An 18,344-nucleotide genomic window follows, 5' to 3' on the forward strand; every position below is an offset into this window, starting at 1 on the left:
AAGGGTTCAGCGGGGTGCGATCGGGACGCTACCAGCGACCTCGCGCGCTGGTCCAGACCAATCGTTCACCTAACCGATGATTCGCCAATTCCTGTGTGAGACAAGAGAGTTGGCATGAACCGAACCATGACTACGGAAGGGTCAACGCGCTCAGCACGCCGAGCCTGCGGTCCAGGTCGGCGACCAGGACGGGGCGCCCCTGCGCCCGCCAGGCGGGCAGCTGCTCGGCGAGCTCCGCCCAGGCCCCGGTGAACGGCTGGGCCGCCGAGTCCTCGGCACCGGCCAGCCCGGGGCCGAGCACGAGCGCCGGGTCGGGCCCCAGCTCGGCGGCCCGGGCCCGCACCGCCGCATCCGACAGCTCGGCACCGGGCATCTGGTGGACGGTCATGTCAGGCCCGGGTGCCTCCTCGCAGACCAGCACCACCGCACCGTGCCGCTCCGGCAGCGCCACCGGCGCGGCCGGCTCGTGGTGCAGCGCGGTCTGCTCGGCGAGCACCACGACCGCCCGGCGGCAGGATCCGGTGCGGTGGTAGTCGACCGCGAGGCGCAGCGCGGTGAAGGCCGCTGCGACGCCCTGGTCGCAGACCGCGAAGGCGAGCGGCGTGCCCGGACAGGATCGGCTGAGCGCCAGCGAGGACGGCGCACCCGGTCGGACGTCCGGGGTGTCGAAGGCCAGGATCAGCAGGTCGACGGGCTCGTCCTCGGCGAGCGCCTCGCGCACCAGGCCGGCGGCCAGCTCCTCGTAGGAGTGGCCGACGCCCTCGCTCAGCAGGTCCTCGCGCAGCGGCAGGCCGTAGGGGCGGACGAGGTCGGAGACGAACACCCGCAGGTCCGGGTGGAGCGAGGCCTCCGAGCGGCCGTCGAAGCGCCGCGCGAGCGCCCGGGTGATCCGCAGGCCGTGGTCGGCCACCCGGTCAGTCCTCGGGGATGACGTGTCCGGCGACGTAGTCGGCCAGCTTGGTGACCGAGCGCAGGTCGTCCTCGGTGATCTGCTCGACGTCCACCTGGATGTCGAGCGACTCCTCCAGCTCCAGGATGAGCTCGATGGTGCCGGCGGAGGTGAGGCCGAGGTCGTCGAAGAGGCAGGCGTTCTCGGGGATCTCGGGCAGTTCGCGCTTGAGGACTCGGGGCAGCAGCTCGCCGATGCCGGTGCGGATCCGCTCGCGCAGCTCGGGGTCAGTGGTCTGGACCACAGGTTCTGACATGGGTGTCCCGTCCCGTCGTACGTGGGAGAGTGGTCTGGCGTGGGAAAGATGGACGAAGTAGACGCTTCGTCAGCAGCGGACCGCCATCGCGGAGAAGGTGGCTCCGACACCGGCGGCGGCGATCAGGTAGTGGTCGCCGCGGCGCAGCAGCCCCCGCGTGGTGGCGGTGTGAAGATTGATGAGGCTGTCCGCAGCGAAACTGTGCCCCACCGACAGCACGTTGTCCAGCACCACCTTGTCGAGCGGATAGCCGATCCGGCGCGCTATCATCCGCCACGACGCCTGGTTGACGTTGTGCGGAAGCACCGCGGCCAGGTCGGAGAGGTCCAGACCGGCCTCGTCCAGGGCGGCCTCGATCGCCTCCACCATCACGTTCGGGTACTCGCGCTGGTAGCGGGCCAGGAGGTCCGCGTCCTCGGCCAGCCGGCCGTCGAACTCCGGGCGCTGGCGCACCGCGAAGGAGAGCACCCGGTGGCGCTCGCCGTCGGCGCTCACCAGACAGGCGGCCGCGCCCTCGGCGAAGATACCCGTCTCGGGCACCACCTGGGCGTCCTTGGTGAAGGTCTTCTCGCCCGCCAGGATGAGCGCCAGTGCCCGCGGGTCGGGCTCGGCGGCGAGCAGCCGGCCGGCCAGGTCGATGGCCAGCAGGCCCACCGCGCACGCGTGGTGGGTCACCGTGAAGGCGTTGGCGTGCGCGAGGCCGCGCGGGGCGAGCAGGTCGTGCAGTGGGTTGAGCGGGTAGGGCACCGCCACCGGCATGCTGCGCGCGTGGATCACGAAGCGGACGTCCCGTTCGCGTCCGCGCAGCTCAGGCAGGTTGTCGAGGGCGGAGTCAAGCAGGTCGGGCAGCGTCCCGGACGGGTCCAGGCGGAGCTGGTCCAGTCCGTGGAAGCGGCGGAAGAGTCGAAGTTGACGTGGGGTCAGGCCGATCCGCTCACCAACCGCCTCGATGGGCACGGCGTGCGGGGGGAGGTGAACGGCCACTGCCTCCAGTGCTGTCACGCGGGCTAGTATTCCGACGCCCGCCGGGTCGCACAAGTGATCTCGGGCCCCTTCAGCATCGCGTTCGTCTCCGAGGCCGCCGAATCCGCCTCCTGGGCGGGCGCGTTCACCCCCGTGCCGTCGAGCAGGTGGGAGACCCCCTTCGATGTCCGATGCCATTTCTCACACGTCGTCCGACCGTGAACCGCACCGCCCCGCCGCGCCGTTGCACCCGGAGCTGGTCGCACTGCTGGTCGAGGCCGCCGGAGCGCCGCCCGGCTGGGCCGACCGGCTGACCCCGGACGCCCGGCTGGACGGCGACCTGCTGCTCGACGAGGGCGAACTGGCCGCGCTCGCCGGGCGCCTGCGCGAACGCTTCGGCCCGGCGGCCGACCTGGCCCGGCTGCGCGCCGGGCTGGACCTGGCCGCCCTGGAAGCGCTGACCGTCGCCGACCTGCAGAAACTGATCCCCGAGGAGGGTGCGCGATGACCCGGTTCCTGCTGGTGATGCCCCCGTTGACCGGCCACGTCAATCCCGCGGCGGGCATCGCCGCCGAGTTGACCGCGCGCGGACACGACGTCGCCTGGACCGGCACCGAGTCGGTGCTGCGCCCGCTGCTCGGTCCCGGGGCCCAGGTGCTCGGCACCGGCACCCGGGCGTTCCGGGCGCAGGGCGGGCACGGGCTCGCCGCGCTGCGTTCGCTCTGGGAGGGCTTCATCGTCCCGTACGCGCGGTTCACCGCGAAGCCGCTGGACGCGATCGTGCGGGAGTTCCGGCCGGACGTCCTGCTCGTCGACCAGCACACCCCGGCGGGCGCGCTGGCCGCCCACCGGCACGGCCTGCCGTGGGCGAGCTTCGCGCCCGGGGCGATGGAACTGGGCCGCCCGTACCGGGCGCTGCCGCAGGTGGAGGCCTGGATGACCGGCCTGCTGCGCGGGTTGTGGGAGCGCGCCCGGCTGCCCGTGCAGGAGTACGTGGACCCGCGTTTCTCCCCCGCCCTGGTGCTGGCGACCACCGGTCCCGCGCTGACCGGTGACGACGCGCCGCCCCCGCACCACGCGCTGGTCGGGCCGGTCCACTCCGTTCGGCCGGCCGATCCGGACTTCCCGTGGGAGCGGCTGCTGCCCGGGCGCCGGCGGGTGCTGGTCACCATGGGCACACTGGCCGGCGAGCTGGGCGCGGACTTCCACGCGCGGGCCGCCCGGGCGCTGGAGCTGTGCGGCGACGACGTGCAGCCGGTGTTCGCCGCCCCGCGCGAGCTGCTGCCCGAACTGCCGCCGCAGGCCGTCGCGGTGGACCGGGCGCCGGTGCTGGAGCTGATGGCGCGCGGCGCGCTGGACGCGGTGCTGTGCCACGGCGGGATGAACACCGTCGGCGAGGCCCTGACGCACGGCCTGCCGCTGGTCACCGCACCGATCCGGCACGACCAGCCGTTCGTCGCGGCGCAGGTGGCGGCGGCCGGGGCGGGGCTGCGGGTGCCGTTCGCCCGGGTGACGCCGGAGCGGCTGGCGCGGGCCCTGCGGGCCGTGCTGGACACGGCCGACTACCGGCGCAACGCGGTTCGGGTCGGCGAGGCGCTGCGCGCGGGCGGCGGGGCGGCCACTGCCGCGGACCGGCTGGAGGCCCTGGCGGCCCGAGCCGGGCAGGACTTGCGACAGCCGCGGCTGGGGACCCTGTAGCAGACCGGAAGATCAACGTCCATTGGTCTAGGCCATTGTCTCCGGGCCGGAGTTCGGCCTAGGGTGGCGCCCAGCACCGCCTTCGCAGGTGCCGAGCACCGCCTTCCCAGGTGCCGTGGCAGCCCATCCCCGCACGGGAGTTCCGGTTGATCGAGACCACGGGACTGCGCAAGTCCTATCGCAAGAAGACCTCCCGCAAGAGCGGCGAGAACCCCACCGTCGACGCTGTGCGCGGCATCGACCTGTCCGTCGACGCGGGCGAGATCTACGGTTTCCTCGGGCCCAACGGCGCCGGGAAGACCACCACCCTGCGCATGCTGGCCACCCTGATCCGCCCGGACGGCGGTCAGGCCAGCATCGCCGGGGCCGACCTCTTCACCGACCCGGCCGGTGTACGCCGCCGGATCGGCTACGTCGCCCAGGGCGGCGGCACCACCGACACCGTCAGCGCCCGCGAGGAGCTGGTGCTCCAGGCCCGGATGTACGGCGTCGCCAAGGCGCAGGCCGTCCAGGCCGCCGAGGGCGCGCTCAAGGCCTTCGACCTGGCCGAATTCGGCGACCGCCCGTGCGCCACCTACTCCGGCGGCCAGCGCCGCCGGGTGGACATCGCGCTCGGCGTCATCCACGAGCCCCGGGTGCTGTTCCTGGACGAGCCCACGGTCGGGCTGGACCCGGCCAGCCGGGCGTACGTGTGGGAGGAGATCCGCCGGCTGCGCACCGAGGGCATGACCGTCGTCGTCACCACGCACTACCTCGACGAGGCCGACGCCCTGTGCGACCGGGTCGCGATCGTCGACCACGGCCAGGTGGTGGCCGAGGGCACGCCCGAGGTGCTCAAGCGCGAGATCTCCGGCGACGTCGTGCTGCTCGGGCTGGAGCCCGGAGAGGGCGTCGCCGAGCGGGCCGCCGAGGTGCTGCGCCCGCAGCCGTACCTGCACCGGCTGGAGTTCAGCGGGGAGGACGGACTGCGGCTCTACCTGGAGGACGGCGCGGCGGCCATCCCGCAGCTGCTGCGCGCACTGGACGGGGCGGGCGTGACGCCCGGCACCGTCCAGCTCCAACGCCCCAGCCTGGACGACGTGTTCCTGGCCCGCACCGGCCGTTCGCTCCAGCAGTCCTGATCCGCCCATTCCTGGGGAGACCATGAAGCTCGCCCGCGACACCTGGCTGGTCTTCCAGCGCCAGGTGCTGCTGATGATCCGCACCCCGATCTGGATCGCCGTCGGGATCATCCAGCCCGTGTTCTACCTGCTGCTGTTCGCCCCGCTGTTGAAGAAGGTGCTCGCCCCCGACGGTGCCAGCAGCTACGCCGACGCCTACCAGGTGTACGTGCCGGGCCTGCTGGCGGTGCTGTGCATCTTCGGCGGGCTGTTCACCGGCTTCAGCCTGCTCGGCGAGCTGAGGGCCGGCATCATCGAGCGCTCCCGGGTGACGCCGGTGAGCCGGCTGGCGCTGCTGCTCGGGCGGGCGCTGCGGGAGATGGTGGCGCTGCTGGTGCAGGCCGTCCTGATCACCCTGATCGCGCTGCCGTTCGGGCTGCGGGTGAGCCCGCTGAACCTGCTGCTCGCCTACCTGCTGCTCGGGCTGCTGGCGCTGATGACCTCGGCGATCTCCTACGGCATCGCGCTGATGGTACCGACGGACGCGGCGATGGCACCGGTGGTGAACACCATCGCGCAGCCGATCGCGCTGCTCTCGGGGGTGCTGCTGCCGCTCACCCTGGCGCCGCACTGGCTGCAGCAGACCGCCAAGTGGAACCCCTTCTACTGGGCGGTGGAGGGCATGCGCGCGCTGTTCTCCGGCCACCTCGGGGACAGTGCGGTGTGGCAGGGCCTGCTGGTCGTCGTGGTGATGACCGTGCTGTCGGTGTACTGGTCGGCCCGGTTGTTCTCCACCCGGGTGCGCTGAGACACGACGCACGAGGACGGGGACACGTGCACGAGGAGGGGCCCGGCTCACGAGCCGGGCCCCTCCTGCTGTTGCGAGCGTCGTTCAGGAAGCGATCGCCCGGGAGGCGATGAACGCTGCCAACTTTGCCACACCGTCGATAATCTGAGTCTGTGTCAGCGAACTAATCGAGAGCCTCAGGCGGTGCTCCCCGCCGCCCGCCGGGTGGAACGGCGCCATCGGCGTCCACAGCACCCCGTACCCGCGGGCACAGCGCTCCATCGCCGCGTCGTCGGCGGCGAACGGGACGGTCAGCACGGCGAAGAAGCCGCCCTCGGGCCGGTTCCAGGACACGCCCGAACGGCGCCGCTCGGAGGCCGGGAAGTGCCGGTCCAGCTCCCGCAGCAGGGTGTCCATGCCCGCCGCGTAGTGGGCCGTGGCGGCGGCGTTGGCGGCGCGCAGCCGGCAGTCGTGGCGCAGCAGCATGCCGCCGATGACGGCCTGGCTGAGCGCGGGCGTGTTGACCGTCGTCATGCTCTTCAGCTTGGCCAGTTCGTCCGCCAGCAGGGTGCGCCGCCCGCCGGGGCCGGCCACCTCCTGGTCGGCCACGACGTAGCCGAGGCGGGCGCCGGGGAAGCAGGTCTTGGCGAAGGAGCCCAGGTAGACCACCTGGCGGCGGCGGTCGAGCGCCTTGAGCGTCGGCCGCTCCCCCGGGTCGCGGGCGAAGAAGCCGTACGGGTTGTCCTCGATGACGAGCAGGCCCTCCTCGGCGGCCGTCTCCAGCAGCCGGGTGCGGGCCGCGACGGGCATGCTGGTGCCCGAGGGGTTGGCGAAGTCCGGGACGACGTAGAGGGCGCGCGGGCGGCGGCCCTTGGCCCGCACCGCCCGGGCGGCGGCGCGCACGGCCTCCGGGTCGGGGCCGCCGGCCGGGCCCTCGGGGACGGGGAGGGTGGTCAGGTCGAGCAGCCGGGCGGCGCCGGTGACCCCGACGTAGCAGGGCGAGCTGACCAGCAGGACGTCGTCCGGGCCGGCGCACAGCGCGCGCAGGGTGAGCAGCATGCCCTCCTGGGCGCCGACCGTCAGCACCAGGGCCTCGGGGGCCACCGCCAGGCCCTCGTCGTTGGCGAGGGTGCGGGCGACCAGGTCGGCGATGATCCCCTTGGTGGGGCCGTACTGGAACAGCGCGGTGCGCACGGCGTCCCGGTCGAGGCCGCGGGCCGCCAGGTGGGCGAGGTAGGTGTCCAGGTAGGCGGGGACGTCCTCGGGTTCGAAGAAGCCCTCGTAGGGGCGGCCGGGGGCGAAGGAGACGGCGTCGGGGTAACGGGTGGTGACCTCGTTGAGGAAGGTCATCGCGTCCAGCAGCGGGTCGGCCAGGCTGGCGTGCAGGTCGGCCAGGGGCAGGGGCTCGGGCGCGCTCACCGCAGGGCCTCGCGCAGCCGCTCGGCGGCGTAGCGCTGGGCGTCGGCGGCCGCGTCCAGGGTGCCGGTCATGGCGAAGAAGCCGTGCGGCATGCCGGCGTAGCGGCGGCGCTCCACCGGGACGCCGGCCGCGCGCAGCGCCTCGGCGTACTGCTCGCCCTCGTCGCGCAGCGGGTCGTACTCGGCGGTGATGACGGTCGCGGGCGGCAGTCCGGCCAGGCCGGGGGCGCGCAACGGGGAGGCGTGCGGGTGGGCGCCGTCGGCGGGGTCGGCCAGGTAGTGGCCCCAGTACCAGGCCACCGAGCGGCGGTTGAAGAGCATCGGGTCGTCGTGCTCGCGCAGCGAGGGGGTGTCGGCGGCGTGGTCGGTGTTCGGGTAGACGAGCAGTTGGTGGCGCAGGGCCGGGCCGTTCTCGTCGCGGGCGATCAGGGTGAGGGCGGCGGTGAGGTTGCCGCCGGCGCTGTCGCCGCCGACGGCGAGCCGACCCGGGTCGACGCCGAGCTCGCCGGCGTGTGCGGCGAGCCAGTACAGCGCGGCGCGGCAGTCGTGGACGGCCGCGGGGAAGGGGTGTTCGGGGGCGAGCCGGTAGCCGACGGAGGCGGTGACGCAGCCGGCCGCGTTGGTCAGCCGGCGGCAGATCGCGTCGCTGGTGTCCGGCGAGCCGAGGGCCCACCCGCCACCGAACAGGTACAGCAGGGCCGGTAGTTGACGGCCGGGCGGCTCGGGGCGGTAGAGCCGCAGGGCGAGTTCGCCGCCCGGGCCGGGGATGCGGTGCTCCTCGACGGCGGCGACCGGCTCGGGGCTCCCGGCCGCGGCGCGGATGTCGGCGAGGTCGGCGGCGCGGGCCTCGGCCAGGGTGAGGGTGTAGAGCGGCGGCGCACCGCCGCTCGCGCGCCGGGCGCGCAGCGCCTCGGCCTGGGGGTGCAGGGGCATGGGTGGTCCCGTTCGGTACAGATCCGGTGCGGAGGCGTCGGCGGGCGGACTCAGGGCCTGAGGGCTTCAGGATCCAGGGGTCCATGGGCCTGAGGACACGAGGGCCTAGCGGTCGGCTTCGACGTAGACGGTCTCGTCGGTGCGGAACGCGGTGTCGAGGTCGGCGACGTCGGGGCGGGCGCCCTGGCGGTAGGCGCAGTGGCGGATCCGCTCGGGTTCGAAGCCGGCGAGGGTGAGGACGTGGCGCAGCTCGTCCAGGTCGTAGATCCACTGGTGCCCGTAGTGGCGGAAGATCTGGTTGACCAGGAAGGCCGGGCGGGCGGGCATCGGCGGGCCGAAGCCGAGGGTGGTGAGGCGGCGGCGGTGCTTGGCGAGGAAGCCGTCCCCGTTGGCGTAGCCGGCCAGGTAGCGGGCGAGGTCCGGGGTGGTGAGGCGCAGCACGCCGCCGGGGCGCAGGACGCGGCGCACCTCGCGCAGCCAGCCGACCGCGACCGGCATGGTGACGTGCTCGATCAGGTGCTCGGCGTAGACCCAGTCGACGCTGGCGTCGGCGAAGGGCAGCGGCCGACCGATGTCGAGCTGGGTGAACCAGCGGTCGCCGTCGACCCGGTAGAGGGTGCCGGGTTCGGTGGCGGCGTCGGGGCTGCGCAGGGTGGTGAGGTCGGTGCCGAGTCCTTCCGGGTGGGCGGTCCGGAAGGCGGCGAACTCGATTCCGGTGAGGCCGAGTTCGCGGAATCCGGCGTGGTCGCGGGGCAGCCCGCCGGGGTGCGCTTCGAGCGTGTCGCAGGTGGCGACCTGCTCGCTGAAGGCGTCCAGGCGGGTGGCGAGGCCGTCGGGGTCGTCCCAGTCCCAGCCGGGGAAGGGGTCGTTGCGTTCGGTCTCGGGGGTCGGTTCGGTCATCTGTTGTTCTCCATCCAGTACGGACAACGTGGTGCAGGCGGTGCGCGGTTCAGCCGGCCGGGCAGGGCCAGGGGGCGAGGGCCGTGCGGTCCAGGTCGGCGAGCCGGGGGCGGCCCAACAGGGCCATGGTGTGCTCCAGTTCGTCGCGCAGCAGGTCGAGGACTCGGTGCACACCCGCCTCCCCCTCGGTGGCGAGGCCCCAGAACACCGGACGGCCGACCAGGACGGCGCGGGCGCCGAGGGCGAGCGCGACGGCGATGTCGGCGCCGGTGCGCACCCCGCCGTCGAGCAGCACCGGCAGGTCGGCGGGTACGGCGTCGACGACCTCGGGCAGTGCGGCCAGGGAGGGCAGAGCGCCGTCGAGTTGCCGCCCGCCATGGTTGGAGACCACGACGGCGTCGGCGCCGTGCTCGGCGGCGAGCCGGGCGTCCTCGGCGGTCAGGATGCCCTTGAGGACCAGCGGCAGCCGGGTGCGGGCGCGCAGCCAGTCGAGGTCGGCCCAGGTCAGGGTGGGGTCGAACTGTTCGCGGGCGTGCTCGGCGATGCCCGAGCCGCCGTCCGTCGCGCGGTGGCTGGCGGACATCAGGTCCTGGTCCAGGTTGACGGCGCGGACGGCGGGCGGGATCGCGAAGCCGTTGCGCAGGTCGCGCAGGCGGCGGCCGATCCTGGGGGCGTCCACGGTCAGGACGAGCGCGCGGTAGCCGGCCGCCTCGGCGCGTTCGACCAGGGCGGCGAGCGCGGCGCGCTCGCGCAGCCAGTACAGCTGGAGCCAGAGCGGACCGGTGGCGGCGGCCGCGATCTCCTCCAGCGTGCGGCTGGCGAACATGCCGGCGACCAGCAGGGCCCCGGCGCGGCCGGCGGCGCGCGCGGTGGCGGTCTCGCCCTCCGGGTCGACCAGCCGGTGGTAGGCCATCGGGGCGATGCCGACCGGCAGGCCGAGCGGCGCGCCGAGCAGCGTGCTCGCGGGCGAGCAGTCGGAGACGTCGACCATCGTGCGCGGGCGCAGTGCATAGCGCGCGAACATTTCCCGGTTCGCCGCCACGGTGCGTTCCGTGCCGCTGCCGCCTTCGATGAAGTCCCATATTTCCGGGGAAAGTTGCGCGCGCGCGGCGCGCTCCATCCCGGCCAGCGTGAGTTCTCCCACGGGCATCCTCGATTCCGGGCGGCCACGCGTGGACCAGCCCCGGTTCGGCAGCGTAGGAGCAACAACCACATTGGTATAGACCTTGATTTGACCAAACGTCTGTGCAATCGTCTGGCAACGGAATTGACCGTTTTGGTTGTGAACGGCGTCCATGTCAAATCCCCTCACTTGTGTGGAGCGGTGTTGACCGGCATTTCCCCCTCTTCACTTCCGCCTTCCTCACCGCCGCACGCCGACGCCCCGGACGCCTGGGTCGACCGGCTGTTGCTGGCCGGTCCTGGAGGCGAGGAGTGCCTGCATCTCGGCGTACCACTCGACCGGGACGCCCTGCGCGCCCTGGTCGACGAACAGGCCGCGCACCTCGCCGCGGCCGGACTCGGCCCCGGCGGCACGGCCGCGCTACGGCTGCCGCCCTCGGTGGCGTTCGTCACGGTGCTGCTGGCGTGCTGGCGGCTCGGCGCCCAAGTGGCGCTGCTCGACCACCGATTGACGGACCACGAGGTCGACGCGGCGGTGGCGCGGCTGGCCCCGCAGGTCCTGGTAGGCTCCGCCCACCGGCCCGCGGCGGCCCTGCGCGGCTTCTCCGAGGTCGAGCCGGTGGCCGTCCGGCTGCCGGAAGGGCGCCCGGCCCGCACCGGGCACGCGCTGATCCAGCTCAGCTCCGGGTCCACCGGCCCGGCCAAGGTCATCGCCCGCACGGCCTCCGACCTGCTCCGCGAACTCGACTGCTACCACAGGCTGGTGGAGTTCCCCGGCGAGGGCGAGCGGGTCGTCCTGCTGTCCTCCGTGGTGCACGTGCTCGGCCTGGTCGGCGGACTGCTCAACAGTCTGCACGCCCGGGCCTCGCTCACCGTGCCCGAGCGGATGACGGCGGCGGGCATCCTCGCCGCGGTCGCCGCCGGCGACCGGCCGACCACCGTCATCGGAGTGCCCTTCCACGCCGAACTGCTGGCCGGCGCCGTCACTCCCCCGGCGCTGCCGGGGCTGCGGCGGATGATCGTGGCCGGCGAGCTGGTCCGCCCGGGCCTGCCCGCGCTGTTCGCCGACCGCTACGGCGTCCCGCTCGGCACCATGTACGGGATGACCGAGACCGGGGTCATCGCCACCGACCTGTCCGGCACGCTCCACCCGGCCAAGCAGCCCGTCCACGGGATGCGGCTGCGGCTGGTCGCGGGCGAACTGCGAATCGGCGCGGAATCCTCGCCCTACCCGGGGCTGGACGACCCGACCCGCTGGTCGGACGGCTGGCTGCACACCCGCGACGCGGCCGAACTCGACCCGGCCACCGGCCTGGTCACCGTCCTCGGCCGCCTGGACTCGCAGGTCTCGATCGGCGGCCTCAAGGTCGACCTCACCGAGGTCGAGCAGACGCTCACCGCGCTGCCCGAGGTCCGCGAGGCCGTCGTGGTCTTCGAGGACGGCGCGATCGAGGCCTACCTCGCCACCGAACCCGACGCCGACCTCGCCCTCGTCCAGGACGGGCTGGCCCGCCGGCTCGCCGCCTACAAGCGGCCGCGACGGCTCGCCCTGCTGCCCCGACTCCCCCGTACCGCCACCGGAAAACTCCTGCGCGACCCGGCCGCCCTGCGCAGCACCGCCACGGCCGCCGCGCTCTGATCCACCGCACGCACCCCGACAAGGAGCCACACCATGCAGGACCGCGTCCGCGAGTTCGTCCTCGCCTCGCTCACCGAGATGCAGTACGACGTCTCCGAGGTCACCGGGGACACCGACCTCGGCCCGGCCGGGCTGGACCTCGAATCGCTCGCGCTGGCCGAGCTGTCGGTGCAGGTCGAGGACGAGTTCGGGATCAAGTTCGACCTCGACGAGATGGAGACCACCGCGCTGATGACGCTCGACGAGTTCACCGCCGACGTCGTCAAGCGGATCGCCGCCAGCACCACCGCCGCCACTGCCACCGCCACCGCCGGCAGCCCGGCGTGAGCGGCTCCGCCCTCCCCGACCGGGCCGAGGTCCGCGCGATGCTGGCGGCGTTCGGGCAGCGCGCCGCCGACACCGTGCCCGACGACCTCGGATCGCTCGAACTCACCTGGCTCATAGCCGAGTTCGAGCAGCGCTACGGCATCCAGGTGGACCTCGACGACGACCGCTTCGGCGCCGTCCGGACGGTCGACGACGCCACCGAACTGCTGCGTTCGGCCGTCCTGGCCGAACGTGTGGGCGCCCGGCCATGACCACCGGCGCGCCCTCCGCACACCGGCCGCGCGGCCGGCCGGTGGTCACCGGGCTCGGCGTGCTCAGCGCCGCCGGGCGCGGACTCGGCCCGCTGACCGAGGCCGCCGCCCACGGCAAGACCGCCTTCGGCCCCGTCACCCGCTTCGACGTGAGCGCCCGCCGCGCCACCCGGGCCGCCCTGCTGCCCGACGACGTGCCGCTCGCGCACACCTTCCCGCTGGCCCGCGCGGTGCTCGACGCCGTCGGCCAGGCCTGCCGCCAGGCCGGACTGACCGCCGCCGACGGCGCGGACACGCCCGTCCTGCTCGCCCTGCACAGCGACGAACGGACCAGGGGCACCGCCGACGCGGTGGCCGCCGGCGTCCGCGCCGCCTGGGGCACCGCGGGCGTCACCCGGGTGTACACCGGCGCCTGCGTGGCAGCCGCGACCGCCGTCGCGGACGCCGCGGCGCTGGTCGCCACCGGGCGGCACGAGCGGGTCCTGGTCGCGGCCGGGCACCTGGTCGAGCCGGGCGTGTTCGCCGTCTTCGACGCCGGCCGCGCGCTGGCCCGGGACGGCGAGCTGCGCCCGTTCAGCACCGGCCGCACGGGCACCCTGCTCGGCGACGCGGCCGCCGCCGTGCTGGTCGAGGCCGCCCCGGCCGCCGAACGGCGCGGCGCCACCGCCCTCGCCCGGCTGGCCGGCTGGGGCCGCGCCGGGGACGCCCACCACGTGTGCCGCCCCGAACCGGACGGCGCCGGAGTCGCCCGGGCCGTCGAGGCCGCGCTCACCCGCGCCGGCGTCGCCCCGGCCGAGGTCGGCTACGTCAACGCCAACGGCACCGGCTCCACCCTCGCCGACCAGGCCGAGGCGAGCGCGCTGCGCCGGGTCTTCGGCGCGCACACCGCCGAACTCCCGGTCAGCTCCAGCAAATCCGTCCACGGGCACGCCCTGGAAGCCTCCGCCCTGCTCGAACTCGCCGTCACCATCGGCGCGTTGGGCACCGGCCTGCTCCCGGTCAACGCCGGCTGGCTCGGCCCGGACCCGGACGTCGGCCTGGACCTCGTCCTCGACGGCCCCCGCGCCGCCCGCCCCCGCTACGCACTCAGCCTCAACTCCGCCTTCGGCGGCGCCAACACCGCCCTGCTGGTGGCCCCCGCATGACCGGCCACCGGCCCCCGCCCGCCGTTCGACGGCGCCGACCCCGTACCCCGGCACCCACACCATGACCACCGACGCCACAGACCCCGACGCCACGAACTTCGCCGCACCCGCGCCGGCCGCCGCCCGGCTGCGGGTCCTCGCCGAGGCCCGCCGACCCGACCCCGGCTCGGCCGACCCCGACCTGGCCGGCCCGCCACCACCGCTGCCCGGCTTCGCCGCCTCCGGCTTCAACCCGCTGGTCGCCGACACCGCCGACCGCTGCCTGCGCGCCCACCACGGCGCCCCGCCCGCCCCCGGGCGGACCGCACTGCTGCTGGCCAGCGCCGACGGCGACCGCGCCACCGCGCGGGCCATCGACCGGAGCGCCGAACCCGGACGGCGCCCCGCACCCCTGTTGTTCTTCCAGTCCAACCCCAACGCCGTCCTCGGGCACATCGCCGCCCGCTGGGGTCTGACCGGCCCCGTCGTGGCGATCAGCCCGGCCCGCGCCGTCCCCGGGCAGGTGCCCTCGGACGCGCTCGACCTCGCAGCGCTGCTCCTCGCGGACGGCGACGCCGACCAGGTGCTGGTCATCGCCGCCGAACCGGGCGACGACGGACCGGGCGAGGCCGCCGGACACGCGGTGGCCGTCCTGGTCACCGGCTGACGTCCCGGTCACCGACCGAGTCACCGACTCAGTCACCGACCGAGTCACCGACTGAACCGTCCGGCCACCGCCGGCCGTACCCACGAACGAGGCCCGACGACTGAAGCAGCCGCACCCGGCAGACCAGCACCCGGCCCCGTCACCCACCCAGGCCCCGTCGCACCCGCCGACAGCCCACCGACACCCGCCGACACCCTTCGCCGCCCGCGCGGCCGCCCGACCCACGCCAACCGATCAGCCGCCCGGGCCGTCTCCGGCCCCGAGGGAGGGATCCACCCCGTGACCATCCGCAGTGTCCGCAGCCTGATCGCGGACGACCCCGACGTGGGCGCCGGCAACGTCCTGACCGCCCGGCTCGCACTCGGCCTCGGCCTCGACGAACCGCTGCTGACCTTCGACACCCCGGTGGACGACCACCCCGCCTGGCAACCGCTCACCCTGCGCGAACTCGACCGCGCCGTCCGGGCCCGCGCCGCCGCCCTGCACGCCCTCGGCATCACCCGGCGCGACCCGGTGGTGGTCTTCGCGAGCGACGCCGCCGACCACGTGCTCGCCTTCCTCGCCCTGACCCGGCTCGGCGCCATCCCCGCGCTGCTCAACCCCAACGTGGACGGCGAGCGGGCCGCCCGCTACATCGCCCGACTCGGCGCCGTCGGCGTCCTCGCCGACCCGGCCCACCTGGCCGCGCTGGCCGGCCACGACCCCGGCGCGCCGCTGCTGCCCGAGATCTCCACCCTCGGCGCGGGCGACCCGGACGCCGCCCCCGAGCCGTACCGGCACTGGTCCGGCGACCCGGTGGCGATCACCCACTCCTCCGGCACCACCGGAATGCCCAAGGCCGTCGTCCACTCGCACGCGAGCCTGTACGCGGCGATCCGCCACCGGCTGCGGCTGCCCCGCCCGCAGGGCCAGGACCGGATGCTCAGCGCACTGCCCGCGCCGCACGCCGCCACCCTGATCGCGCTCAACCTGGCGCTCAGCTCGCACACCGAACTCGCCGTGCTGTCACGGCAGTCCGGCGCCGGGGTGCTGGACGCGATCGAGCAGTGGCGGCCCACCGGGGTGATCGGCTTCGCCGCCACCTGGGCCGAACTCGCCCACCACGACCTCGCCGCCCGGGACCTCGCCACCGTCGCCCTGTGGTGGAACACCGGCGACTGCGCGCACGAGGTGCACATCCGCCGCCTGATCGCCACCGGCAGCCGGGAGTCCGTCACCCGCGCGGGCCGCACCCGGACGCCGGGCTCGCTGTTCGTCGACGGCCTGGGCTCCACCGAGATGGGCCACTCGCACTTCTTCATCACCCACGGCCCCGGCACCGAGCGCTACGGGCGCTGCGTCGGGCGCCCGCACGCCTTCGTCGACTGCGAGGTGGTCGGCCCGGACGGCGAGCCGCTCGGCCCCGGCGAGGTCGGCGAACTCGCCACCTCCTCACCGACCCTGGCACTCGGCTACTGGAACGACTCGGCCACCACCTTCCGCACCCGGATCCGCGGCCGCTTCCTCACCGGCGACCTGATGTACCGGGACGGGGAGGGCTACTACTACCACGTCGACCGGGCCGTCGACTCGGTCGAACTCGGCGACGGCAAGCGGCTGTTCACCGCCATGTCGGAGGAGCGGGTGCTGGCCGCCCGCCCGGACGTGGCGGACTGCACGGTGGTCGCCGTGCGGGACGGCGAGCGCGTGGTCACCGACGTGCTGCTGATCCTCACCGCCGACGCCGACCCGACCGCCGACCGGACCAAGGACGTCATCGCCGCCCTGGACGAGGCCGCCGCCGCAACCGTACGCCAGGTGCTGGTCGTCTCCGGGGACGACATCCCGCTCGGCCCCACCGGCAAGGTCCGCAAGGTACTGCTGCGCCAGCGCTACCTCGACGCCGCGGCCGGTGCCCGATGACCCGCCGCGAGGGCGCCGTCGTCACCGGCCTCGGCCTGGTCTCGCCGCTCGGCCGCAAGCCCGCCGAGGTGTTCGACGCGCTCAACGCCGGGCGCTCCGGACTGACCGCCGTCCCCGAGGGCCACGCCGCGCACGGCTGGCTGCCCGCCGCCGGGATCGCCCCCGCCGTGGACGGCCGCGAGGTGCTGCCGCCCACCGAGACCCGCTGCGTGGACCGCTTCGTGCTGCTCGCCCTGGCCGCCGCCGACGACGCGCTCGCCGACGCCGGCCTGGTCGTCGGCCGGGACGCCGACCCGCACCGCACCGCCGTGGTGCTGGCCACCGGCGGCGGCGGACTGGAGACCTTCGAGCAGCAGTCGCACCGCCGGCTGGAACGCGGCCGCCCCGGCGTCAGCCCGTACCTGCTGCCGGGCATGCTCTCCAACATGGCCACCGCCCGGATCGCCATCAAACACGGCATCCGCGGCTACAGTTCGGCCGTGGTGACGGCCTGCGCGGCCGGCGCCCAGGCCGTCGCCGAGGGGCTGCGGCTGATCCGCTCCGGCGACGCGGACGTGGTGGTGTGCGGCGGCACCGAGTCCTCGCTGCACCCGACCATCGCCGCCGCCTTCACCAACGCCCGTGCGCTCGCCCAGGGTTGGGAGGATCCGGAGCAGGCCAGCCGGCCCTTCGACACCCGCCGCAACGGCTTCGTGCTCGGCGAGGGCAGCGCCGTCCTCGTCCTGGAACGCGCCGACCACGCCGACGCCCGCGGCGCCGCCGGGTACGCGGACGTCATCGGCTGGGGCGCCTCGACCGACGCCCACCACCCGACCATGCCCCGCCCCGACGGCTCCGGCGCCGCCGACGCGATGCGCTCCGCGCTCGCCAACGCCAGCCTGGCACCGGGCGACATCGACTACGTGAACGCCCACGGCACCGGCACCAAGCTCGGTGACGTGGCCGAGACCGCCGCCCTGCGCGCCGTCTTCGGCGCGCACCCGCCCGCGGTCAGCTCCACCAAGGGTGCCACCGGCCATCTCCTCGGCGCCGCGGGCGCGTTGGAGGCGGCGGTGACCGCCCTGGCGGTGGCGAGGGGGACGCTGCCGCCGACACTCAACCTGACCGACCCCGACCCGGCCTGCGACCTGGACCACGTCCGGGGCGGGGCCCGGTCCGCACCGGTGCGCGCCGCGCTGAGCAACGCCTTCGCCTTCGGCGGCCACAACCTCAGCCTGATCCTCGGCCCGGCGTCCACCCGGGCCGCCAAGTAGCGCGCCGATCCGCGCCCTTCCATCCCTCCGGGGGAGATCCCGTTGTCCATCCAGTCCATCACCCACGTCGAGTTCCACTGCGCGGACGCCGACAAGACCGCGGCCGGGCTCTGCGCCGACTTCGGCTTCGCCGCCGACGCCCCGGAGACCGCACCGGACGGCGCCCGCACCATCCGGCTGCGCCAGGGCTCGATCCGGATGCACCTGGCCTCCGCCGCCGACCCCGACCACCCGGTGGCCGGCTTCGTCGCCCGGCACGGGGACGGCGTCGCCGCCCTCGCCCTCGCCTGCACCGACCCGCAGGCCGCGCTGGAGCGCGCCGAGCGGCACGGCGCCCGCGTGCTGGACCGGGCCGGCCGGCTGATCGCCGGCTTCGGCGACACCGCCCTGAGGTTCGTACCGCCGCGCCCGGCCGAACCCGCCGACGAGCCGGGCCTGCTGGACGCCCTGGACCACGTCGCGATCTGCGTCCCGGCCGGCGAACTCGCCGACGCCGTACGGTTCTGCGAGGCCGCGCTCGGCTTCCACCGGATCTTCGGCGAGTACATCGAAGTCGGCCGGCAGGCCATGGACTCCAGCGTGGTGCAGAGCGCCTCCGGCGAGGTCACCTTCACCCTGATCGAGCCGGACACCACCCGGCGGCCCGGCCAGATCGACGAGTTCCTGGCCTCCCACGACGGCGCCGGAGTGCAGCACCTGGCCTTCCGCACCGGCGACATCGCCACCGCCGTCCGCACCGCCCGGGCCAACGGCGTGGAGTTCCTGAGCACCCCGGGCACCTACTTCGACGCCCTGGCCGAGCGGTTCGGCGAGACGGCGATCCCGGTGGAGACCCTGCGCGACCTGCACGTGCTCGTCGACCAGGACCACGGCGGCCAGCTGTTCCAGATCTTCGTCCGCTCCACCCACCCCCGGCGGACGTACTTCCTGGAGCTGATCGAGCGCCAGGGCGCCGGCACCTTCGGCACCGCGAACATCAAGGCCCTGTACGAGGCCGTCGAGCGGCAGAGCTCCGACGCCGCCGTCTGACCGCCGCCCACACCTCAAGAAGGGGC

19 protein-coding genes are annotated in these 18,344 nt (G+C 74.6%); 12 read left to right on the forward strand and 7 right to left on the reverse strand.

Going from position 1 to position 18,344, the window contains the following annotated elements:
• Positions 1-130: 130 nt before the first annotated feature.
• The 3 genes from ACIOGZ_RS05415 to ACIOGZ_RS05425 all read right to left on the reverse strand — a co-directional run bounded on the left by ACIOGZ_RS05415 (position 131) and on the right by ACIOGZ_RS05425 (position 2,207).
• Positions 131-910, reverse strand: a complete 780-nt coding sequence (locus ACIOGZ_RS05415) for a hypothetical protein (protein ID WP_400984975.1) — start codon at positions 908-910, stop codon at positions 131-133.
• Positions 911-914: 4 nt separating this feature from the next.
• Complete coding sequence (locus ACIOGZ_RS05420; protein ID WP_079136143.1) at positions 915-1,205, reverse strand: phosphopantetheine-binding protein; 291 nt, start codon at positions 1,203-1,205, stop codon at positions 915-917.
• Positions 1,206-1,274: 69 nt separating this feature from the next.
• Entirely contained in the window at positions 1,275-2,207 is a 933-nt protein-coding gene (locus ACIOGZ_RS05425; protein WP_363582555.1) for a 3-oxoacyl-[acyl-carrier-protein] synthase III C-terminal domain-containing protein, read from the reverse strand.
• 145 nt (positions 2,208-2,352) lie between these two features.
• Here ACIOGZ_RS05425 and ACIOGZ_RS05430 point away from each other — a divergent pair, with 145 nt between their 5' ends.
• The 4 genes from ACIOGZ_RS05430 (at position 2,353) to ACIOGZ_RS05445 (ending at position 5,774) form a co-directional block, all read left to right on the forward strand.
• Positions 2,353-2,676 (forward strand): hypothetical protein, encoded by a 324-nt coding sequence (locus ACIOGZ_RS05430; RefSeq protein WP_363582553.1) that lies wholly within the window; start codon positions 2,353-2,355, stop codon positions 2,674-2,676.
• Positions 2,673-3,866: a glycosyltransferase gene (locus ACIOGZ_RS05435; RefSeq protein ID WP_363582552.1), complete on the forward strand. Its 1,194-nt coding sequence runs from the start codon at positions 2,673-2,675 to the stop codon at positions 3,864-3,866. Before ACIOGZ_RS05430 ends, ACIOGZ_RS05435 begins: the two co-directional genes overlap by 4 nt.
• Before the next feature lie 146 nt (positions 3,867-4,012).
• Positions 4,013-4,987, forward strand: a complete 975-nt coding sequence (locus ACIOGZ_RS05440; RefSeq protein WP_363582550.1) for an ATP-binding cassette domain-containing protein — start codon at positions 4,013-4,015, stop codon at positions 4,985-4,987.
• A gap of 22 nt (positions 4,988-5,009) precedes the next feature.
• Positions 5,010-5,774 (forward strand): ABC transporter permease, encoded by a 765-nt coding sequence (locus ACIOGZ_RS05445; protein WP_363582548.1) that lies wholly within the window; start codon positions 5,010-5,012, stop codon positions 5,772-5,774.
• An 84-nt stretch (positions 5,775-5,858) separates the two neighbouring features.
• Here the strand turns inward: ACIOGZ_RS05445 and ACIOGZ_RS05450 are convergent, their stop codons facing one another.
• From ACIOGZ_RS05450 to ACIOGZ_RS05465, 4 genes are all read right to left on the reverse strand, one after another.
• Complete coding sequence (locus ACIOGZ_RS05450) at positions 5,859-7,172, reverse strand: PLP-dependent aminotransferase family protein (RefSeq protein WP_400984976.1); 1,314 nt, start codon at positions 7,170-7,172, stop codon at positions 5,859-5,861.
• A complete protein-coding gene (locus ACIOGZ_RS05455; RefSeq protein ID WP_400984978.1) occupies positions 7,169-8,104 on the reverse strand; it encodes an alpha/beta hydrolase in 936 nt (311 codons plus the stop codon). Before ACIOGZ_RS05455 ends, ACIOGZ_RS05450 begins: the two co-directional genes overlap by 4 nt.
• Positions 8,105-8,209: 105 nt before the next feature.
• Entirely contained in the window at positions 8,210-9,004 is a 795-nt protein-coding gene (locus tag ACIOGZ_RS05460; RefSeq protein ID WP_400984980.1) for a class I SAM-dependent methyltransferase, read from the reverse strand.
• 49 nt (positions 9,005-9,053) lie between these two features.
• A complete protein-coding gene (locus ACIOGZ_RS05465) occupies positions 9,054-10,154 on the reverse strand; it encodes an alpha-hydroxy acid oxidase (protein WP_400805801.1) in 1,101 nt (366 codons plus the stop codon).
• A 174-nt stretch (positions 10,155-10,328) separates the two neighbouring features.
• Between ACIOGZ_RS05465 and ACIOGZ_RS05470 the strand changes: the two genes are divergently transcribed.
• The 8 genes from ACIOGZ_RS05470 (at position 10,329) to hppD (ending at position 18,318) form a co-directional block, all read left to right on the forward strand.
• Entirely contained in the window at positions 10,329-11,765 is a 1,437-nt protein-coding gene (locus ACIOGZ_RS05470; protein WP_363582538.1) for an AMP-binding protein, read from the forward strand.
• 33 nt (positions 11,766-11,798) lie between these two features.
• Positions 11,799-12,092, forward strand: a complete 294-nt coding sequence (locus ACIOGZ_RS05475; RefSeq protein ID WP_363582536.1) for an acyl carrier protein — start codon at positions 11,799-11,801, stop codon at positions 12,090-12,092.
• Positions 12,089-12,343, forward strand: coding sequence for an acyl carrier protein (locus ACIOGZ_RS05480; RefSeq protein WP_350885552.1), 255 nt, complete (start codon positions 12,089-12,091; stop codon positions 12,341-12,343). Before ACIOGZ_RS05475 ends, ACIOGZ_RS05480 begins: the two co-directional genes overlap by 4 nt.
• A complete protein-coding gene (locus tag ACIOGZ_RS05485; protein WP_363582534.1) occupies positions 12,340-13,488 on the forward strand; it encodes a beta-ketoacyl synthase N-terminal-like domain-containing protein in 1,149 nt (382 codons plus the stop codon). Before ACIOGZ_RS05480 ends, ACIOGZ_RS05485 begins: the two co-directional genes overlap by 4 nt.
• A 61-nt stretch (positions 13,489-13,549) precedes the next feature.
• On the forward strand, positions 13,550-14,134 hold the full coding sequence (locus tag ACIOGZ_RS05490) for a hypothetical protein (protein WP_363582532.1): 585 nt from the start codon (positions 13,550-13,552) through the stop codon (positions 14,132-14,134).
• A gap of 279 nt (positions 14,135-14,413) precedes the next feature.
• Complete coding sequence (locus ACIOGZ_RS05495; RefSeq protein ID WP_363582530.1) at positions 14,414-16,036, forward strand: class I adenylate-forming enzyme family protein; 1,623 nt, start codon at positions 14,414-14,416, stop codon at positions 16,034-16,036.
• Positions 16,033-17,289, forward strand: a complete 1,257-nt coding sequence (locus ACIOGZ_RS05500; protein WP_363582528.1) for a beta-ketoacyl-[acyl-carrier-protein] synthase family protein — start codon at positions 16,033-16,035, stop codon at positions 17,287-17,289. The genes ACIOGZ_RS05495 and ACIOGZ_RS05500 overlap by 4 nt, the downstream gene beginning before the upstream one ends.
• 42 nt (positions 17,290-17,331) lie before the next feature.
• Positions 17,332-18,318 carry a 4-hydroxyphenylpyruvate dioxygenase gene (gene hppD, locus ACIOGZ_RS05505; RefSeq protein ID WP_363582526.1) on the forward strand — a complete coding sequence of 329 codons (987 nt, stop codon included), beginning with the start codon at positions 17,332-17,334 and terminating at the stop codon, positions 18,316-18,318.
• Positions 18,319-18,344 lie beyond the last annotated feature (26 nt).

Source organism: Kitasatospora sp. NPDC088160, assembly GCF_044741445.1.
GTDB lineage: Bacteria > Actinomycetota > Actinomycetes > Streptomycetales > Streptomycetaceae > Kitasatospora.